This window comes from Nocardia coubleae NBRC 108252 (genome assembly GCF_001612805.1).
In the GTDB taxonomy this organism is placed as follows: Bacteria; Actinomycetota; Actinomycetes; order Mycobacteriales; family Mycobacteriaceae; genus Nocardia; species Nocardia coubleae.
In genome coordinates this window covers 488,209-505,916 of sequence record NZ_BDBD01000019.1, presented here as the reverse complement: position 1 = coordinate 505,916, position 17,708 = coordinate 488,209, and the positions used below count along the sequence as shown (strand labels likewise).

22 protein-coding genes are annotated in these 17,708 nt (G+C 67.4%); 15 read left to right on the top strand and 7 right to left on the bottom strand.

Annotated elements, in window-relative coordinates; genetic code table 11:
* Nucleotide 1: 1 nt before the first annotated feature.
* On the bottom strand, nt 2-181 hold the full coding sequence (locus NCO8_RS22090) for a hypothetical protein (protein WP_067642018.1): 180 nt from the start codon (nt 179-181) through the stop codon (nt 2-4).
* Between the two features lie 189 nt (nt 182-370).
* Nucleotides 371-1,402, bottom strand: a complete 1,032-nt coding sequence (locus tag NCO8_RS22085) for a beta-ketoacyl-ACP synthase III (protein ID WP_067642017.1) — start codon at nt 1,400-1,402, stop codon at nt 371-373.
* A 240-nt stretch (nt 1,403-1,642) separates the two neighbouring features.
* Between NCO8_RS22085 and NCO8_RS22080 the strand changes: the two genes are divergently transcribed.
* The 5 genes from NCO8_RS22080 (at nt 1,643) to NCO8_RS22060 (ending at nt 5,891) form a co-directional block, all read left to right on the top strand.
* Nucleotides 1,643-1,915, top strand: a complete 273-nt coding sequence (locus NCO8_RS22080) for a GlsB/YeaQ/YmgE family stress response membrane protein (RefSeq protein WP_067642016.1) — start codon at nt 1,643-1,645, stop codon at nt 1,913-1,915.
* Nucleotides 1,916-1,984: 69 nt separating this feature from the next.
* The gene (locus NCO8_RS22075) at nt 1,985-2,698 is read left to right on the top strand and encodes a phosphatidylserine decarboxylase (protein ID WP_067484619.1); all 714 of its coding nucleotides are present in this window, start codon (nt 1,985-1,987) and stop codon (nt 2,696-2,698) included.
* Entirely contained in the window at nt 2,695-3,576 is an 882-nt protein-coding gene (locus tag NCO8_RS22070) for a CDP-alcohol phosphatidyltransferase family protein (protein WP_067642015.1), read from the top strand. The genes NCO8_RS22075 and NCO8_RS22070 overlap by 4 nt, the downstream gene beginning before the upstream one ends.
* A 170-nt stretch (nt 3,577-3,746) precedes the next feature.
* Nucleotides 3,747-4,598 carry an RNA polymerase sigma-70 factor gene (locus NCO8_RS22065; protein ID WP_245655455.1) on the top strand — a complete coding sequence of 284 codons (852 nt, stop codon included), beginning with the start codon at nt 3,747-3,749 and terminating at the stop codon, nt 4,596-4,598.
* Nucleotides 4,599-4,679: 81 nt separating this feature from the next.
* Nucleotides 4,680-5,891 carry an NAD(P)/FAD-dependent oxidoreductase gene (locus tag NCO8_RS22060; protein WP_067642014.1) on the top strand — a complete coding sequence of 404 codons (1,212 nt, stop codon included), beginning with the start codon at nt 4,680-4,682 and terminating at the stop codon, nt 5,889-5,891.
* A gap of 20 nt (nt 5,892-5,911) precedes the next feature.
* Here the strand turns inward: NCO8_RS22060 and NCO8_RS22055 are convergent, their stop codons facing one another.
* Entirely contained in the window at nt 5,912-7,132 is a 1,221-nt protein-coding gene (locus NCO8_RS22055; protein WP_157105033.1) for a hypothetical protein, read from the bottom strand.
* A 119-nt stretch (nt 7,133-7,251) separates the two neighbouring features.
* Between NCO8_RS22055 and NCO8_RS22050 the strand changes: the two genes are divergently transcribed.
* The 4 genes from NCO8_RS22050 (at nt 7,252) to NCO8_RS22035 (ending at nt 10,797) form a co-directional block, all read left to right on the top strand.
* Nucleotides 7,252-7,980 carry a Clp protease N-terminal domain-containing protein gene (locus tag NCO8_RS22050; protein WP_067642012.1) on the top strand — a complete coding sequence of 243 codons (729 nt, stop codon included), beginning with the start codon at nt 7,252-7,254 and terminating at the stop codon, nt 7,978-7,980.
* Between the two features lie 241 nt (nt 7,981-8,221).
* On the top strand, nt 8,222-9,844 hold the full coding sequence (gene groL, locus NCO8_RS22045; RefSeq protein ID WP_067485808.1) for a chaperonin GroEL: 1,623 nt from the start codon (nt 8,222-8,224) through the stop codon (nt 9,842-9,844).
* A gap of 133 nt (nt 9,845-9,977) precedes the next feature.
* The gene (locus NCO8_RS22040) at nt 9,978-10,445 is read left to right on the top strand and encodes a hypothetical protein (protein ID WP_067642011.1); all 468 of its coding nucleotides are present in this window, start codon (nt 9,978-9,980) and stop codon (nt 10,443-10,445) included.
* Between the two features lie 52 nt (nt 10,446-10,497).
* Complete coding sequence (locus NCO8_RS22035) at nt 10,498-10,797, top strand: hypothetical protein (protein ID WP_157105032.1); 300 nt, start codon at nt 10,498-10,500, stop codon at nt 10,795-10,797.
* Between the two features lie 22 nt (nt 10,798-10,819).
* Here the strand turns inward: NCO8_RS22035 and NCO8_RS22030 are convergent, their stop codons facing one another.
* On the bottom strand, nt 10,820-11,617 hold the full coding sequence (locus NCO8_RS22030) for a DUF6585 family protein (RefSeq protein ID WP_245655454.1): 798 nt from the start codon (nt 11,615-11,617) through the stop codon (nt 10,820-10,822).
* A 159-nt stretch (nt 11,618-11,776) separates the two neighbouring features.
* On the opposite strand from NCO8_RS22030, the gene NCO8_RS22025 reads away from it, so the two are divergent.
* Nucleotides 11,777-12,268: a hypothetical protein gene (locus NCO8_RS22025; RefSeq protein ID WP_067642010.1), complete on the top strand. Its 492-nt coding sequence runs from the start codon at nt 11,777-11,779 to the stop codon at nt 12,266-12,268.
* Here the strand turns inward: NCO8_RS22025 and NCO8_RS22020 are convergent, their stop codons facing one another.
* Nucleotides 12,269-12,823 (bottom strand): TetR/AcrR family transcriptional regulator, encoded by a 555-nt coding sequence (locus tag NCO8_RS22020; protein WP_210740168.1) that lies wholly within the window; start codon nt 12,821-12,823, stop codon nt 12,269-12,271. It lies immediately after the preceding gene.
* Between the two features lie 38 nt (nt 12,824-12,861).
* On the opposite strand from NCO8_RS22020, the gene NCO8_RS22015 reads away from it, so the two are divergent.
* Nucleotides 12,862-13,635 carry an alpha/beta fold hydrolase gene (locus tag NCO8_RS22015; protein ID WP_167353321.1) on the top strand — a complete coding sequence of 258 codons (774 nt, stop codon included), beginning with the start codon at nt 12,862-12,864 and terminating at the stop codon, nt 13,633-13,635.
* Here the strand turns inward: NCO8_RS22015 and NCO8_RS22010 are convergent.
* The gene (locus tag NCO8_RS22010; protein WP_084457365.1) at nt 13,615-14,574 is read right to left on the bottom strand and encodes an SMP-30/gluconolactonase/LRE family protein; all 960 of its coding nucleotides are present in this window, start codon (nt 14,572-14,574) and stop codon (nt 13,615-13,617) included. The two genes, NCO8_RS22015 and NCO8_RS22010, sit on opposite strands and share 21 nt — an antisense overlap.
* Nucleotides 14,575-14,688: 114 nt before the next feature.
* On the opposite strand from NCO8_RS22010, the gene NCO8_RS22005 reads away from it, so the two are divergent.
* Nucleotides 14,689-15,138, top strand: coding sequence for a MarR family winged helix-turn-helix transcriptional regulator (locus NCO8_RS22005; protein WP_133733863.1), 450 nt, complete (start codon nt 14,689-14,691; stop codon nt 15,136-15,138).
* A 53-nt stretch (nt 15,139-15,191) separates the two neighbouring features.
* Here the strand turns inward: NCO8_RS22005 and NCO8_RS22000 are convergent, their stop codons facing one another.
* The gene (locus tag NCO8_RS22000) at nt 15,192-15,641 is read right to left on the bottom strand and encodes an SRPBCC family protein (RefSeq protein ID WP_067484645.1); all 450 of its coding nucleotides are present in this window, start codon (nt 15,639-15,641) and stop codon (nt 15,192-15,194) included.
* 293 nt (nt 15,642-15,934) lie between these two features.
* Here NCO8_RS22000 and NCO8_RS32790 point away from each other — a divergent pair, with 293 nt between their 5' ends.
* From NCO8_RS32790 to NCO8_RS21990, 3 genes are all read left to right on the top strand, one after another.
* Complete coding sequence (locus tag NCO8_RS32790; RefSeq protein ID WP_255283991.1) at nt 15,935-16,057, top strand: hypothetical protein; 123 nt, start codon at nt 15,935-15,937, stop codon at nt 16,055-16,057.
* 105 nt (nt 16,058-16,162) lie between these two features.
* Entirely contained in the window at nt 16,163-16,795 is a 633-nt protein-coding gene (locus tag NCO8_RS21995; protein WP_243749766.1) for a TetR/AcrR family transcriptional regulator, read from the top strand.
* Complete coding sequence (locus NCO8_RS21990) at nt 16,795-17,664, top strand: alpha/beta hydrolase family protein (RefSeq protein WP_067642007.1); 870 nt, start codon at nt 16,795-16,797, stop codon at nt 17,662-17,664. The genes NCO8_RS21995 and NCO8_RS21990 overlap by 1 nt, the downstream gene beginning before the upstream one ends.
* Nucleotides 17,665-17,708 lie beyond the last annotated feature (44 nt).

The following is a 17,708-nucleotide window of genomic DNA, read 5'->3' as shown; positions in this document are numbered from 1 at the left end:
ATCAGAGCTGGCGCTGCAGTACCAAGTCGAGCTCGCTCGGGGTGAGCAGGCGTTCGAGGCGTTCGTCGCGTTTGCGGCGGGTGAAGGCGCTGCGCAGGGCGAAGCTGTCGTCCGGCTCGATGGTGGGGAGCAGCGGAACCTCGTTGATGTGCCTGCGTGGCAGGAGTGAGCGCAGTTTCACGGCCGATCACCTCGGGGTCGACGACGGGTATGCCGGGCGGCTGAGCCTCTTCGATCAGCTACTTCGATTAGCGAAGAGTTTGCCAGCATGTCCGAGTCGGTGCAAGCGGGACGGGGTGGACACGGCCGAAGGGCCGGTCGGTGACCTGCTTCGGTGCAGGTCACCGCCGTCGTGGTGGGATTTGCCGAGTCAGGACTTCCAGGCGGGCATGGTGATCACCTGTGCGGCATAGGACAACCCGGCGCCGAAGGCGATGAGCAGGGCCGTGTCGCCCGGCTTCGATTCGCCCTTGCGCAGTAACGCCTCCATGGCCAGCGGGATCGAGGCTGCCGAGGTGTTGCCCGCTTCCTCGATGTCGTTGGCCAGCGCGCAGCTCTCCGGCAGCTTCAGCACCCGGGCCATGATCTCGATGATGCGGCCGTTGGCCTGGTGCGGGATCATCGCGTCGAGTTCGTCGGTGGTCAGGCCCGCGCGATCGATCGCCTCCCGGCACACCTTCTCCAGCGAGTGCGCCGCCCAGCGGAACACCGCCGTGCCCTCCATCGTGAGGTAGGGCCGCACCGCCTCGACGCCCTTCTCCTCGATCTCGGCGAAGAACTCCATCCAGTCCTTGCTCTGGCGGATGGCGTGGTGCTGGGTGCCGTCCGAACCCCACACCGTCGGGCCGATGCCCTGCTCCGGCGCGGGCCCGACGATCACCGCGCCGGCGCCGTCGGCGAACAGGAAGGCGGTGGAACGGTCAATGAAATCGATGGTGTCGGTGAGCTTTTCGACGCCGATCACCAGCACGTGCTGGGAGGTGCCCGCGCGCACGAGGTCCGAGGCCATGCCGACGGCGTGGCAGAAACCGGCACAGCCCGCGGAGATGTCGAAGGCGGCGGCGCCGGTCATGTCCAGGTCGGTGGCGATGCGCGGCCCGATGGCCGGGGTGAGCAGCAGGTGGGTGGACGTCGCGACGATGACGCAGTCGACCTGATCGGCGGCGACACCCGCGGCGGCCATCGCGTCACGCGCGGCGGCAACGCTCATGGACTGCACGGTCTCGGAGTCCGAGGCGAAGCGGCGGGTCTTGATGCCGGATCGGGTCTGGATCCACTCGTCGCTCGAGTTGATCGGGCCCGCGACCTCGTCGTTGGTGACCACCCGGGCGGGGCGGTACACGCCCAGCCCGAGGATCGCGGTGTGCTCCGCGCCAGTCGTCTGGGCGATTCGAGCAGCCATGCGTATCTCCTCTGTACCTGGCAACCTGCGGGTTGCACCGCTGGGTGTACCTGAAGCATCGAAATCTGTCCCTCATCGCCCGTGACCCCTACGTGGACAACATGTGAACGCGTAGACATGAGGCGTCCTCATATTAGCGCGAAAATCTGTCCGAAGAGTGTCGATTGTCACAAGAGGCGAGGGGTATAACTGTGAGACGAGGCGATAGCTAGCCGACCCTTCGAGGGAACGAGGTACACAATGCTCGGACTCGGGATCATTGGTTGGATCATCATCGGCGGACTCGCCGGATGGATAGCCAGCAAGTTCATGAAGACCGACGCCCAGCAGGGCATCCTGCTCAACATCGTCGTCGGTATCGTCGGCGGTCTGCTCGGCGGCTTCATCCTGAAGCTGTTCGGCGTCGACGTCGAGGGCGCGGGCTGGATCTTCAGCTTCATCACCTGTCTGGCCGGTGCCTGCCTGCTGTTGTTCCTGGTCGGACTCTTCACCGGGCGCAGATCAGTGCACTGACGGCCACTGCGGGCGACGGGCTTCCCGTAAGGTGTGATCGCTGTTGTCATCACACGAAAGAGGGAGCCCGTGGCACGCCGCCCCACCCCGCCCGGCACGCCCGAGACCACCGGCGTCGGCCATGTCGTCGACCTGGTCCGGGCCGCTGTACCTCCGCTGCACCCCGCAGGCCTGCCGTTCGTGGCGGCGCCGCTGGCGGTGGCGGTCGTCGGCGGACGCAACAAGTGGGTTCGGCGGGCCGGTTTAGCCGCCGCGGCGGCCTGCGCAGCCTTCTTCCGGCACCCGCACCGGGTGCCGCCCAACCGCGCGGGCATCGTCGTCGCACCTGCCGACGGCGAGATCGCCCTCGTCGACACAGCTGTGCCGCCCGCCGAGCTCGGCCTGGGTGAGCAGCCGTTGCCGCGGGTGAGCATCTTCCTGTCCGTGCTCGACGTGCACGTGCAGCGCGTGCCCGTGTCCGGCACGGTGCGCGAGGTGCTGCACCAGCCGGGCAAATTCCTCTCCGCCGACCTGGCCGAGGCCTCCGACGCCAACGAGCGCAACAGCATGCTCATCGAGACGGCCGAGGGCAAGCAGGTCGTGGTCGTGCAGATCGCGGGGCTGCTCGCGCGCCGCATCGTCTGCGACGCTCGCGTCGGCGATCAGCTCACCATCGGTGACACCTACGGACTCATCCGTTTCGGTTCCCGTGTGGACACCTACTTCCCGGCGGGCACCGAACTGCTGGTGACCCCCGGTCAGCGCACGATCGGAGCCGAAACCGTGCTGGCTGTGCTGGGATGATCGAACAGGCGCATTCGGCTCGCCGCCGTCGGCCGCGTTCGGTCCGGTTGCTGCCGAGCATCGTCACCATCCTCGCGCTGTGCTCGGGGTTGTCGGCGGTGAAGTTCGGGCTCGACGGTGAACTCGGCATCGCGCTGGCCATGGTCGGTGCCGCCGCCGTGCTCGACACCCTCGACGGCCGCTTGGCGCGCATGCTCGACGCCACCTCCAAGATGGGCGCCGAACTCGACTCGCTCTCCGACGCCATTTCCTTCGGCGTCGCGCCCGCGCTCGTCCTCTACGTCACGCTCCTCGACGGGTACAGCGCGGGCTGGATCATCGCCCTGATGTACGCGGTGAGCCTGGTGCTTCGCCTGGCCAGGTTCAACACCCTGCTCGACGACGATTCCCGCCCGAACTGGGCACGTGAGTACTTCACCGGTGTGCCCGCGCCCGCGGGCGCCCTGATCGCGCTGGTCCCGATCGCGCTGAAGGTGCAGTTCGGCGACGGCTGGTGGGACAGCTTCACCTTCGTCGCCGTGTGGACCACCTTCGCCGCGCTGCTGTGTGTGAGCACCATCCCGACGCTCGCCATGAAGTCGGTGTCGGTGGCACCGCAGGCCGCCGCCGGTCTGCTGGTGCTCGTCGCCGTCGCGGCCGCGCTGCTGGTGACCTACCCGATCGTGCTGCTGCTGATCCTCGTCGCGCTGTACCTCGGTCACATCCCCTTCGCCTGGCGCTCGGCGCGCTGGGTGGCGGCGCGACCGGAGACCTGGCAGCACAAACCCGCCGAGCGGCGGGCCCAGCGGCGCGCGCAGCGGCGGATGCCGCAGATCCGTCGTCCGGCGATTCGCGGGTCGGCGCGGTTGCGGTTACGTCGTCCGCGCGACGACGGCTGAACAGGTATCTCGCTCCGCAGACTGGAGGTTCCGTCATGGAAGCCGACAACCCTGGTTTTCGGCCGCCTCGGATCCGAGGGGCGAGACGGAACGCCGAAGGCGCAGTATCGCCCCTCGGATTCGAGGCTCACAGGGCCGAAAACCGGGCGGCGCCAGCCGCCGATATTGCCGTGTTCTCGCGGCATCGGCCGAGGTTGTTCGCGCTGGCCTACCGCATGTTCGGTGCCGCGAGTGACGCCGAGGACGTGGTGCAGGAGGCCTACCTGCGCTGGGCCGCCGCCGACCGGTCCGCCATCGACAATCCCGAAGCTTGGCTCACCACCGTCACTGTGAATCTGTGCCGCACCGAGCTGGTGTCGGCGCGTGCCCGGCGCGAAACCTACGTCGGCCCGTGGTTGCCCGAGCCGGTGCCTTCGGGGGAATTCGGTCCGCTGGAAACCGTCGAGGAACGCGAATCGGTATCGCTGGCGCTGCTCACCGCGATGGAACGGCTCAACCCGGTGGAGCGTGCGGTGTTCGTGCTTCGCGAGGCGTTCGGCTACCCGCACGCCGAGATCGCGGCGATGCTCGACCTCACCGAGGCCAACTCGCAGCAGATCCTGCACCGGGCAACCACCCGGGTGCGCGGCGGGAAGCGGCGCTACCCGGCGCCGAACGAGCAGGTGCGTGCCCTGTTCGAGCGATTCATGTCGGCCGCCGCCACCGGTGATGTCGCCGGTCTGCGCGCCATGCTCGCCGCCGATGTGGTGAGCATGGCCGACGGCGGCGGCAAGGTGACCGCCGCCCGCCGCCCGGTCACCGGCGCCGACCAGGTGTCGCGTTACCTCGTCGGGCTCACCAAGTTCCTCACCCCGGCAACGACTTTCGCCTTCGACGAGGTGAACGGCGAGCTGGCGTTGATCGTGCGGGCCGACGGCGTGCAGGCCAGTTCTGTCATGTTCTTCGAGATCGACGACGCGGGCCTGGTCGACGAGGTGCTCATCGTGGTGAACCCGGACAAACTGGACCGATTCGCGGTGTGAGCCGGATCACCGGCGCGACCTGTCAGGAAAACGGGGGCTGCCCGGTCTGGAGGGTGTCGGCACATCGAGAGGAGCCACACCATGACCGGTCAGCATCGGATCGTCGTTCTCGGCGCGGGGTACGCGGGTCTCGCGGCGGCCCGCCGTCTGGCCCGCACATCGCGTGACACGAGGATCACCGTGGTCGATTCCCGCGCCGAGTTCGTCGAGCGTGTGCGGTTGCACCAGGAGGCGGCGGGGCAGCGAATCAAGCGCTGGGAGCTGCGGAAGTTGTTGGAGCGCAAGGGGGCAGAGTTCGTTCAGGCGAGAATCTCGGGTCTCGACCCGGTGACCAAGCAGGTTCACCTCGAGGAGCTTGCCGGCTCACCAGGGGGGCTGCTCGACCGCGGCACCTCGGCGGGGCAGGCTCGCCGGTCCGATCAGTGGTCGGGCGACGGCGCGCCGGAAGGCGCTGGTCGTCGGCAAGCCTCGAACATCGGTGAATGGTCACTCGCATACGACACGTTGGTCTACGCGCTCGGTAGCGCGGCCGATCGGTCGGGCGCGCCGGGCGTGGCCGAATACGCGCGGTCTGTCGCGACGCCCGAGGATGTGCGTGCCCTGCCCGAGGGGCGGGTCGTTGTGGTCGGCTCCGGGTCGACGGGCATCGAACTGGCGGCGGAACTCGCCGAATCGCAACGCTATTCGGCGGTGACGCTGCTCGGCGCCGACGAGCCGGGCGCCTGGCTGTCGGCGCGGGCCGTCGAGAGCATTCGCGCCACGCTCACCCGGCTCGGGGTGGAGATCCGGTCGTCGGCGAAGGTCGTCGAGGTGCTGCCCACGGGTGTGCGGCTCGCCGACGGCACCGTCATCGAAGCCGAATCAGTGGTCTGGACAGCGGGTTTCACCGTTCCCGATCTGGCCCGGAGCGCCGGCCTCGCGGTCGACGAGCACGGCCGCATCCGGACCGACGTGACCCTGCGCTCTATCTCCCACCCCGACATCTACGCCGCCGGCGATGCGGCACTGATCGCAGGGCCGGGCGATCGTCCGCTCCGAATGGCTTGTGCCACGGCTATTCCCGCAGGTGGTTACGTGGCCCGGGCAATTGTCGCCCGTGCCAAGGGTGTCGAGCCGGAGCCGATGAACTTCCGCTACCAGCTCCAATGCCTCAGTCTCGGCCGCCGCGATGCCGTCATCCAGGTGCTCAATGCCGACGACACTCCCGGAGCGCGCGTGATCCGGGGCCGCACCGGTGCGGTGGTGAAGGAACTGATCGTGCGCGGTGCCGGAATGGCGGTCGGCCTGCGCTGACAGCCGCAACCATCGCCATGTCAGATGCTCGACGCTGAGGTCCTGCCGGCTCGGGAGTCGGCGCGCACGGCACTTCGCGCCACGGCGGTGATCCGCCAGGCCCACGGGGCGAGGGCGATCAGGGTCAGTAGCGCGAGCCACGGCAGGCGCCACCACCAGCGCAATTCGTAAGTGGCGGAGGGTGGTTCGGTGACGATGGGTCGGGCGGTGGACGACCAGGCGACGAAGGCGTCACCGATCGGGACCAGGCCGAACGCATAACGTTTCGAGCTGGGCAGGTCGATCGGTAGGCCGAGTAGTTCGCCTTCGGCGGCGAGGGCTCGAGCCAGGGCGTCGTCCCCGTTGACGCGGGCGGCGCCCTGGGCAACCACCGTGGCCGACAGGCTGATGCCCGCGATCAAAGGCCCCGAGTCCACATCACCGCTGCCGTCCACGCCGTGTGGATATTCGCGTATCGCGGGCCCGAAACCGCCAGGGTGCGAGAGGAATCGGTTGCGGAACAGCGAGTACTGTGCTCGCGCGAATTCCGGATCGATCTCCGGCAGGAACCGATGAATCACCGCCTGGGAGGTCGCCCTCGAGCCCGTGCTCATCGAGCCGTCCACAGCGGAAACCTGGTGGGGGAGCAGGCCTGTGGAAGGGTCGAGGCGTGATCGGGCCTGATCCAGCCACCGCTCGATCACCGCCGAATGGCGCGCACCGAACAGCTTGTCGTGCAGCCGAAGTGAGGCGATCGCGACCGTGGAGTCCACCGGCCACGCCTGCCCTCGATAGGCCTGCAGAAACGGAGTGTCGGATGCCGCGAACGCCTCCGCGATCTCCTGGCTGTGCTCGGAAAATCGTTGAATCTGAGCGGAGTCGGACGAGTCGAGCGACAGGATCGCCCCGCGTAACCAGTTCGTCCACCCCGCCCAGAAGATCCCGTAGGCGGGCTGCAATTGCGGACTGAACACCGCCCGCCCCTCCTCGGACTCCAGTCGCGCCAGCGCCCACCGCGATTCGCGCACGGCCTGCGAACGCAGTCCGGGCTCGGCGTGCGCAGCCTGCACCCAGGCCAGTCCGTAGAGCGCATTGGAGAACAGATGCCCCTCCGGAAACTGTTGCTGCGCTGCCGTATCGGCGCCGTCGTCCAGGGCCGCGCGCAGAAACGACAATTGCCGTTCCGTGGAGCCCGGTATTTCCCCGGCTCCTGGCTGTGGCAGCAGGAAACGTCCCGCCGCGATCAGGCAACACGCGGTCACCACTATTCCTGCGACCCGCAGGAACCACCCCGAAATTCTCCCCATACCGCCCACTCTGCCATCAACGGATCGTCAACCAGAGGTTGACGAAGTCGATGTCGTCAACTTAGAGTTGACGCATGAGCACACCGAACATCCGCCTCGACGATCTGATCGACGGCATCAAGAAGGCCCGCCCCGACAACGTCCTCGAACAGCTCACCGACGCCGTCGTCGTCGGCGATCACATGGGCGAGGTCGCCGACCACCTCATCGGCCACTTCGTCGACCAGGCTCGCCGCTCCGGCGCCTCCTGGACCGAGATCGGCGCCAGCATGGGCGTCAGCAAGCAGGCCGCGCAGAAGCGGTTCGTCCCCAAGCAGCCCGGCGACGCCGCCGCCATGGACCCGCAGGCCGGGTTCGCGAAGTTCACCCCGCGTGCGCGGCAGGTCGTCGTCGATGCGCAGGAGTCGGCGCGGGCGGCGAACAACGACCAGATCACTCTCGGCCATCTGATCCTGGCCCTGATCGGTCAGCGAGAAGGTCTCGCGGCCAAGGAAATCGAGGCCAGGGGGGTCGAACTCGACGCTGTTCGCGCGGCGGCCACCGCGGGGCTACCCGGTGCCGCCGACGAGGTGCCCGCGCTCATCCCGTTCGACGGGGAAACCAAGAAGGTGCTGGAACTGACGTTTCGCGAGGCACTTCGCCTCGGCCACAACTACATCGGCACCGAGCACATCCTGCTCGCGCTGCTCGAGCACGAGAACGGCTCGGGTGTGCTCAGTGACCTCGGCCTGGACAAGGCTGTTGTAGAAGCCGAACTCGTCGAACTGCTGAGCCAGTTCCTCGCCGCGCAGGAAGAATCCTGATCCCGTCGCCTCCGGCGCGGCGGTTCGTGCCGGAGGCGACCTTGCACTCTCGTCACTCGAGTGCTAAAAATGGCCTTGGCACTCACGTCTGTTGAGTGCCAGGTCGGGACGGTGAGATCGGGTTCCATCGACACCCTCGGTCGTCCGTCGCGGGCACCGCACCTGGCCAGCGTACTTGGGGACGATCCAACCTGTGGTCGTCTCGTGTGTCAGCCATAGACATGTGGAGGATCTCAACGCAATGGCCAAGACAATTGCGTACGACGAAGAGGCCCGTCGCGGTCTCGAGCGGGGTCTGAACGCCCTCGCCGACGCTGTCAAGGTGACGCTGGGCCCGAAGGGTCGCAACGTCGTGCTCGAGAAGAAGTGGGGCGCCCCCACGATCACCAACGATGGTGTGTCCATCGCCAAGGAGATCGACCTCGAGGACCCGTACGAGAAGATCGGCGCCGAGCTGGTCAAGGAAGTCGCCAAGAAGACGGACGACGTCGCCGGCGACGGTACGACCACCGCTACCGTGCTCGCCCAGGCGCTCGTGCGTGAAGGTCTGCGCAACGTCGCGGCCGGCGCGAACCCGCTGGGCCTGAAGCGCGGCATCGAGAAGGCCGTCGAGGCCGTCACCGCCAAGCTGCTCGACTCCGCCAAGGAGATCGACACCAAGGAGCAGATCGCCGCCACCGCGGGTATCTCCGCCGGTGACCCGGCCATCGGCCAGCTCATCGCCGAGGCGATGGACAAGGTCGGCAAGGAAGGTGTCATCACCGTCGAGGAGAGCAACACCTTCGGGCTCCAGCTGGAGCTCACCGAGGGTATGCGCTTCGACAAGGGCTACATCTCCGGTTACTTCGTCACCGACCCCGAGCGTCAGGAAGCGGTCCTCGAGGACCCGTACATCCTGCTCGTGTCGTCGAAGATCTCGACCGTCAAGGACCTGCTGCCGCTGCTGGAGAAGGTCATCCAGGCCGGCAAGCCGCTGCTGATCATCGCCGAGGACGTCGAGGGCGAGGCCCTGTCGACCCTGGTCGTGAACAAGATCCGTGGCACCTTCAAGTCCGTCGCCGTCAAGGCGCCCGGCTTCGGTGACCGTCGTAAGGCCCAGCTGGCCGACATCGCCATCCTCACCGGTGGCGAGGTCATCAGCGAAGAGGTCGGCCTGTCGCTGGAGACCGCCGGTCTCGAGCTGCTCGGCCAGGCGCGCAAGGTCGTCGTCACCAAGGACGAGACCACCATCGTCGAGGGCGCGGGCGACGCGGAGGCCATCAAGGGCCGCGTGGCGCAGATCCGCACCGAGATCGAGAACTCGGACTCGGACTACGACCGTGAGAAGCTGCAGGAACGTCTGGCCAAGCTGGCCGGCGGCGTCGCGGTGATCAAGGCCGGTGCCGCCACCGAGGTCGAGCTCAAGGAGCGCAAGCACCGCATCGAAGATGCCGTGCGCAACGCCAAGGCCGCCGTCGAAGAGGGCATCGTCGCCGGTGGTGGCGTGGCCCTGCTGCAGTCGGCGCCCGCACTGGACGACCTGAAGCTGACCGGTGACGAAGCCACCGGTGCCAACATCGTGCGCGTCGCGCTGTCGGCCCCGCTGAAGCAGATCGCCTTCAACGCCGGCCTCGAGCCCGGCGTGGTCGCCGAGAAGGTCTCGAACCTGCCCGCGGGTTCCGGCCTGAACGCCGACTCCGGCGAGTACGAGGACCTGCTGGCCGCCGGCGTCGCCGACCCGGTCAAGGTCACCCGTTCGGCCCTGCAGAACGCGGCCTCCATCGCGGCCCTGTTCCTCACCACCGAGGCCGTCGTCGCCGACAAGCCGGAAAAGGCGGCCCCCGCGGCCGACCCCACCGGCGGCATGGGCGGCATGGACTTCTGATCCCCTGATCAGCTGATCCTCGCAAGGCTCGAAGGCCGGTCCACCACACGGTGGACCGGCCTTCGTCTGTGTATCACCCGGACACCTCATAACTACTGAACTAGTTTCGAACTTGGTGTGTACTCTTGGGGGTATGGCTACCCGCACCTTTCCGTTCTCCACGCTGATCAACAAGCAGACCAGCGTATTCCCTGCTCTGGCCGACGCGGACGTGATCCTGGAGCGCCGGGACGCCGAGAACCTGGTGTTGATGCGCTCGGAGCGATTCGAAGCAATGGTGAAAGGACTCGGCCTCGCTGCGCGCTCCCTGGCAATAATCGCGAAGGCGAATCGTTCGCTCGCGGAAGAGGTCTTCGCCGAAGAGCTTCCCTGGCTGACCTGGCTACCCGCAGAAGCCCGTCCCGAATGCGTCCGCGAACTCCTCGACAACCTGTTGGCGGGCGCCGAAACAGGGCTCTTACTCCCCTTTTCCCGGGCGCTGAAGGAATGGCAATCGACGGCCGAGATCTATTCCGACCCGGAGCTTGCCCGGCGTCTCCAGGGTCCGTTCGACACCGAGGACTCGGCGGTAGTGCATCGACCGGGTGATGCCGATGCCTGAACCGCTGCGGCGTGGCGACGAGATCCGGCGTCCGACAGGGTGGGTCGTTCGTGTGGTCGACCTGAGGGCAGCCAAGGGCTGGGGACAGCTGGTGAGTCAGGCGCCGTCCAGCGCCGACCGGGCTTGGGTGGCGATCACCTCCGACCCGCGTTGTCGCGACGATCCATCTCGCCAGCACCCGCTCAAGTACGACCTGAGTCGGGTGAAGGTCGACGGAGTGGTCTGCGAACAGTGGCAATTCGAGGTCACGGGCGGGGGCCGGATCTGGTACGCCGTCGATGACGAGCGGCAGACGTTGTGGATCACCCATGCCGGCACGGGTCATCCAAAACAGACGGATCGGCGAAGGTAGTGCTCGCAGTGCCTTTCGCTGATCAGCCGACAGGCGTCAGGCGGAGGCGTTCGGCTAGTTCGTTGAAGATGTAGAAGTTGGGGATGGTGTTGACGGGGGCCAGGGACATCCACATGCCTGCGACTTTGAGGCGGATGTGGCCGCTGCGGGCGTCGATGAGTTGGATGTTGGTCCAGGGGAAGGGTTCGCCCTTGTAGGTGAGGGCGTCGAGGGAGAGGCCGAGGTCGCCGAAGTTCACGGTTCCGCCGTTGTCGATGGCGGCGACGGCGAGGGGGAGTTGGGTTGCGGTGACGGCGGATTGGATGGCGCGTGCCCATTCGCGGGCGCGGGCGAATCCCTCTTCATCGATTTCGGCGCGGCCCGCGGGACCGGTGAGTTCGAGTCGGTAGACGACGGGAACCGTGTCGTGGAAGGGGATTTCCTCCTGCCGCACCTCGGTGGTGTCCCACCGGAATCCGGCGACGCGCTGACCCGAGTGGTACACCGTGACCCCGTATTCGAACAGGTCGATGCGGGCGGCGCGGTTCTGCCGGTTGATGATTCCGCGCCGGAAGGCGAGCATCACCGGGACCGCCGCGATCATGAGCAGCGCGACGGCACCGGGCCACGCGCCGACGATCAGGCAGATCACCCCGATGAACGCGATGCAGCCCGCGACGATGCCGCATCCGCGCACGAAGGTGTCGTCGGCCGGAGTGGCCAGGAAGGTGTCGCGGTGCGCACCGAGCTGCTGGTACTCCGCCATGAGGTGTATCAGCTGGGTCAGCGGCACGGGGTGGCGAGCCTCGGCTACGGTCTCCGGCCTGTTCGGAGTGATCACTTGTCCCTCCATGAGGCGTTTCATCCGCGGCGAAGCGTATTCGACCGGCGCAGATAACGCCACCTGTGGGGCGCTCGGAATCCGCCTACGACCGGCCTGGACACGCTCCATACGCATGCGTATGGTTTGCGCAGGGGGCACCGCTGAGAGGTTGGATGAATGATCCGCAACATTCACGAGCGAACAATTCAGGCACCGGCCGCACAGGTCGGCGAACTGCTCGACAAAGTGGCGATTGCGGGAAACCCGTTGTGGCCCACCGAGAAATGGCCACCGCTGGAGCTGGACGGCCCACTGGCCGAAGGCGCGACAGGCGGCCACGGTTCCACTCTCTACACCTGCACCGCCTACCGCCCAGGTGAATTCGTCGAGTTCACCTTCACGCCCGGTTTCATGCTCGAGGGCACCCACACCTTCGAGGTGATCGGCAAAGGCACGTCAAGCGCCCTGCGCCATGTGATCTCGGCCGAAACCCGAGGCGTATCCGGATTCCTGGGCTGGCACCTCGCCATCCGACCACTGCACGACGCCTTGCTCGAGGAACTGCTGGACAACGCCGAAACCGCCGTCGGCGCCACGCCCGCACCGTACCGATGGCCGCTGCGCGCCCGGCTGCTCTACTGGACTTTCGTCAAGCTCGGCCTCGACTGATTACACCAGCCGTTCGAGAATCGAATCGACCAATTCGCTGGTGGCGGGCAAGCTTTCAGGCGACACCCGCGCCAGCTGATTGATCCCGTGATAGATACCGACGGCCACCGCCGCGCGCGTATCCGCCTGCTCCGCGGCCACTCCGAGCAGTCGCAATTGCGCGGCCACGTACTCGATCCGCCGCGCCGCGACCCGTCGCATGGCAGCGGCGACCGCGGGCTGGTCGATGGCGGCCAGCAACGCCAGTTCCTCACGGCCCTCGGTGGCGTAGTCGATGACATCGGTGAACAGCACCCGTAGCCGCTGCGCCGGGTCGGCGAGCTTGTCCAGCGCGGCGATCACCGCGTCGGTGCCCTCGCGTTCCCAATGCGCGAGGACGGCGTCGACGAGGGCCGGGCGGTCCTTGAAATGCCAGTAGAAGCTGCCCTTGGTGGCGCCGAGATGTTTGGCGAGCGGCTCGACGGCCACACCGGCCAGACCGTTCTCGCCGAGGGCGACGATCGCGGCGGCGACCCAGTCGTCGGCACTGAGCCTGCGAGCGGAGGGTGACTTCACAGCCATACGCTATCGAATGGCCGCGCTAGGCTCGAGTGGTGGAGTTTCTCGACGAAGGCGCGGGCCCGGCGATCGTGTGCGTGCACGGGATCCCGGGTTCGGTCGACTGGTTCGGCGCGGCCGCCGAGCGGCTGACTCCCCGTTTCCGGGTGATCCGGGTGGACCTTCGCCCCGCGCCGGCGGATTTCGCCGCCCCGGCCAGATCGGCGCCCATCGCGGCCCTGCTCGCGGAGCTAGACCTGTCCGATGTGACGGTGGTCGGCCATTCGTTCGGCGCGGAGATCGCCCTCGAGCTGGCAACGCTGCCCCGTGTGACACGGGCCGTGGTGGTCGGGCAGAGCCCGGACTACACGGCCGCGCGGATTCCGGGGTTCGCCCGGTGGGTGGTCCGCCCGTGGTCGGTGCGGCTCGCGCAACGGTGGACGCCGGGTTTCGTGATCCGCCAAGGTAATCGGACGTTGTTCGCGCCGCGGTTCCGCTACGCGTCGGTGCCCGGTCTCGCGGAGGCGGTCGTGCGCGACTTCCGGTCGGCGGCGCCGACGGGACTGGCCTATGCCGTCGGTGCCCGCGCCGACGACTTCGCCGCCCGGCCGCTCGATGCCAGGGTGGCGGCGCTGGATGTACCGGTGCTCGCCGTGCACGGTCGCCACGATCATCTCTACGACGCCACCGCCACCCTCGCCCGGTTCGCCGCCGCCGGGGCGCGCACGCATCTGGTCGAGCACGCCGGGCATTCCCCACAGGTCGAACAGCCCGACGAATTCGTCACTGTGCTGGAGGAATTCGTGCGGTCAGAACCCGTCGATCGCTGACACCACGAACGGCCCCGGCTTCTCGTCGTTGCCCATCGGTCCGCCCTTGTCGAATTGCGACGACACGATCAGCGCCCGGTCCCCGGAGTGCACCATCGTGGTGGGGATGCTCAGTGCCGGATCGTGGAATTCGCGTTCCCGCGTGGCCGCGCCGCCGCGGTCGGTGACGGTCCAGCGGCTGATGGTGTTGTCGGTGTTGTGCACCACCCACAGCGTGTCGCCGCGCAGTTCCAGGCCGTCGCCGTTGCGTACGGTGCCGCCGGTCAGTGTCACCTCGCGGATCGGCTCGGCGCCGGTGAGGTCGATCCGGTACAGCTCGCCCGCCGACATCGCGACGACGAGCAGGTAGGTGCCCGCCTCGTCGGCGACGATCCCGTTGAGCTCGAAGGTCTTCGGGTCGCGTGGTCCGAGGACCGGTGCGAGGTCGGCGGCGACGGTGAGCTCGCCCCGGCCTTCCGTGGCGTTCGCGAGGGTGGCGCGGTAGACGACATTGCGGATGCTGTCGGTGAGGTAGGCGCTGCCGTCGGCGCCGAAGGCGAGGTCGTTGACGAAGCGCGGACGGTCGTCCGGGACGTCGAACCGGGCGAGCAGGGCGCGAGAACCGGTGTCGTACACCATGACTCCCGCGGTCGAGTCGATCACCCACAGCCTGCCGTCGCGGTCCACCCGTAGTCCGTTGGTTGTCTTACGGCCGTCGGCGCCTGCTGGGAGGAACACCTCGGCCGTCGCCGCGTCCGCTCCCGCGCGGAAGACGGTGCCGTCGGCGTAGGAGCCGACATAGCTGGTTCCGGTGCGTGGATCGAGCGCGATGCCCTCGGGGTAGACAGCCGCGCCCGGCAGTCCATATGCGGTGCTCAGGACCGGTGACGGGGCCGGATCGTCGGTACCGCAGGCGGTGAGCGCGAGGCAAGTGGCGGCCATCGCGAGGGTCCTGATCATGATTATGCCTCTCGTTCATGTAATACAACACATCATAGAACGAGCAGAAATTTAGATTAGAGTTCTAATGATCGTCAAGGGTGATACTTCGAAATGGGCGGATACCATGCAGCCATGACGTCCATGCCCTCGACCGAGAGGCTGGGCACGTTTCTCAAGCGTGCCGAGCAAGCCATGATCGCGGCGAAAACAGCCGCGCTCAAACCGGCCGGGCTGACGGTTCCGCAGTTCAGCGCACTGATGTACCTCGCCGAGAACCCCGGCATCTCCGCTGCCGCTCTTGCCCGGCTGGCAGGGGTGACGCCGCCGACGATGAACACCGTCCTGACCAATCTGGTCGACCGTGGCCTGGTCGAACGCTCACCGCACGAGTGGCACCGGAACGTCCTCGAGACGCGGCTGACCGAGGCGGGCCGAGAGGTCACCGAGGCGGCCGACGCGCGCGCGATCGCGGTGGAACGCGCCGCGGCCGCCCACTTCACCGCCGAGGAGTTCGCCACGCTGACCGCACTGCTGACCCGCACGGCACAGGCTTTCGAGGAAGTCCGCCAGGATCTTCCGTAGCAAACGCGAAGAGCCCGCCGGAGGGATCCGGCGGGCTCTTCTGGTCGAGCGGGTCAGCGTTCGGCCGCGGCCTTGATCTTGCGCAGCGTCTCGTGCATGCCCGAGACGAGATCGGCCTCGAACTTCTCCTCGCCGCCGGCGAGCTTGATCACCGGGCCCATCCAGCCGGGAATTCCCTTGGGGTCGAGGGTGCGTCGCTCGACGAGGCGGGTGCCCGCGGCGGTCGGCGCGAGCTCGTAGCTCCACACGGTGTGGTTCTCGTTCATCCGGAACGCCAGCGCGGTGTTGGGGACGAACCGCACGATGCGCGAGCTGGTCGGCCAGACCTTCCAGCCGTCGCGGTTGAAGTTGATGGTGCGCGCCCCTTCGCGAACCCCACCGATCGCCAGCATCTTGACCGTGGTCGGGCTGAACTCCGACATCCGGTTCAGGTCCGCGAGAATCGACCAGACCTTCTCCGGCGATGCGGCGATGTCGATACTTGCTTCGAGATTGTTCGGCAACGGTGCCTCCGGGGTGTGCGTGACGTACGGTCACACCGAGCATAAGGTCGCCACCCGTCTGAGCCCTCCGCCCACAGTCGGATTTTGCCGCGACAGCCCACACCGCGTGGACGCCGGTTCGAGCCCGGTCGACGAGTTGTCTGCCGCCCTGGTTTTCGGGGGCTTGTGGGTTCTCACAGAAAAGTGGGGGAAATTCCTTTAAAACACCTCCTATTCACATTCGCCTTCGGTATCGTCCCAGACGGCAAATCGCCAGTGACAGAAGGTCACAGAGTGTCAACTTGGAGTGCACCATGCTTTACAACATCACCGAGTCCAACTCCGGCAGCAGCGGCGACGGCGGCATCCTCGCCCTGCTGATGAGTCTGCTCACCAGCTCGATGAGCACCGGTTCGGCCCAGACCTCCGGTAACTGAGCGCATCTGAAGCAAACTTCCGGCTAACGCGCGGTAAGCCGGAAGGGCTGCCGTTGGGCCCGATCCATGACGAGGGGATCGGGCCCTTCGGTATTGTCAGCGACAATGTCACAGGATGCGAATACGGGACGAATGTATGCCGGGCAGCCCGTAGAGGACCGGCAACGCCAGCGGCGTGCGCGTTTTCTGGAGTCAGGCCTGACGGTCTTCGCGCGCGACGGGTACGCCAACAGTTCGGTCGGTGCCATCTGTAAGGACGCCGGACTGTCGTCGCGGCAGTTCTACGAGGAGTTCACCGGCCGCGAATCGCTGCTACTCGAGCTGTACGAGCAGATCGACCGCGAATCCCGCGAGGCGGTGGCTACCGCCCTCGCGGCGAAGAGCGACGCCAGCGCGATCGACCAGATCGACGCGGCCGTGCGCGCTTACGTCGAGACCATCGGCACCGATCCGCGCAAGGCGCGGGTGGCGCTGGTCGAGGTGGTCGGCGCCGGACCCAAGGTCGAGAAGTTCCGCCTCGAGCTACGCCGGGTGTGGGGTTCGCTGCTGGCAGGCGCCGCCGAGGATGCGGCCATGCACGGCGAAATCCCCCCGGGCGACTACGAATTGCGGGTGCTCGCCATCATCGGCGCGGTGAACTATGTGGTCGACGGCTGGAGCGGTGCCGATCCGCGTCCGCCGCTCGACGATGTGATCCAGGTGCTGAGCCGGGTGATTCTCGGCGCGGTCGGGGCTTGATGGCGCGGGTCGAGACCGTCCCGATCCAGGTGCCCGACGGCACCACCCTGCCCGTGCGGCTGATTCCGGCGCGCGGGCCGCACCGCCATCCGGTGACCCCCGACGCCCCGCGTCCGGTGGTCGTGATCGTGCCCGGCCTCGCCGTGCCCGGTGAGTTCTACGAATACTTCGCCCACCAGCTGGCCGGGCGCGGATTCGATGTGGCCATCGGCGAATTGCGTGGTCAGGGCGGTAGTACTCATCGTCCCGGTGCCGAAAGTACCTACGGTTACCACGAATTGGTCGCCGTGGATTTTCCGGCGATGCTGCAGGTGGTGCGTCACCGTTTCCCCAGCAGCACCCCGTACCTGCTCGGGCACAGCATGGGCGGCCAGCTGTCGGTGCTGTACGCGGCCCGGGTGCGCGGCAGGCTCGGCGGACTGATCCTGGTCGCCTCCGGCACACCGTATTACCGTGGCTACCGGGGCGTGCTCGGCCCGGGGATGCTCGTCGGTACGGCCGCGGTGGCGGTCGCGTCGAATCTCGCCGGCTTCTGGCCGGGTGACATGCTGGGCAAACGGGCATACGGCCGCCAGTCCAAGGTGCTCATGTCGGACTGGGCCCGCCTGGCCCGGACCGGCCGCTTCGTTCCGGTCGGCGCCGATATCGATTACGAGGAACGCGTCGCGCGGCTGAAGTTCCCGGTGCTGTCGATCACCATCGAGGGCGACGAGATGACCCCGCAGACCTCCGCCGACCATCTGCTGAGCAAGATGCCCGCCGCCGAGATCACCCGCCGGTTCGAGCCGGAACCGCTGGGCCACAACGGCTGGATCACCAACCCGGACTCGACCGTCGACGCCGTCGAGAAGTGGCTGCGCGACCGCTGAGACGCGGACACAGACGATCGAATCGCGCGGGAACAAAACCGGTT

Coding starts and splice junctions, on each gene's coding strand:
- NCO8_RS22085 (WP_067642017.1), bottom strand. CDS start 1,402: ATGGCTGCTCGAATCGCCCAGACGACTGGCGCGGAGCACACCGCGATC.
- NCO8_RS22080 (WP_067642016.1), top strand. CDS start 1,643: ATGCTCGGACTCGGGATCATTGGTTGGATCATCATCGGCGGACTCGCC.
- NCO8_RS22070 (WP_067642015.1), top strand. CDS start 2,695: ATGATCGAACAGGCGCATTCGGCTCGCCGCCGTCGGCCGCGTTCGGTC.
- NCO8_RS22060 (WP_067642014.1), top strand. CDS start 4,680: ATGACCGGTCAGCATCGGATCGTCGTTCTCGGCGCGGGGTACGCGGGT.
- NCO8_RS22050 (WP_067642012.1), top strand. CDS start 7,252: ATGAGCACACCGAACATCCGCCTCGACGATCTGATCGACGGCATCAAG.
- groL (WP_067485808.1), top strand. CDS start 8,222: ATGGCCAAGACAATTGCGTACGACGAAGAGGCCCGTCGCGGTCTCGAG.
- NCO8_RS22040 (WP_067642011.1), top strand. CDS start 9,978: ATGGCTACCCGCACCTTTCCGTTCTCCACGCTGATCAACAAGCAGACC.
- NCO8_RS22025 (WP_067642010.1), top strand. CDS start 11,777: ATGATCCGCAACATTCACGAGCGAACAATTCAGGCACCGGCCGCACAG.
- NCO8_RS22010 (WP_084457365.1), bottom strand. CDS start 14,574: ATGATCAGGACCCTCGCGATGGCCGCCACTTGCCTCGCGCTCACCGCC.
- NCO8_RS22005 (WP_133733863.1), top strand. CDS start 14,689: ATGACGTCCATGCCCTCGACCGAGAGGCTGGGCACGTTTCTCAAGCGT.
- NCO8_RS32790 (WP_255283991.1), top strand. CDS start 15,935: ATGCTTTACAACATCACCGAGTCCAACTCCGGCAGCAGCGGCGACGGC.
- NCO8_RS21995 (WP_243749766.1), top strand. CDS start 16,163: ATGTCACAGGATGCGAATACGGGACGAATGTATGCCGGGCAGCCCGTA.
- NCO8_RS21990 (WP_067642007.1), top strand. CDS start 16,795: ATGGCGCGGGTCGAGACCGTCCCGATCCAGGTGCCCGACGGCACCACC.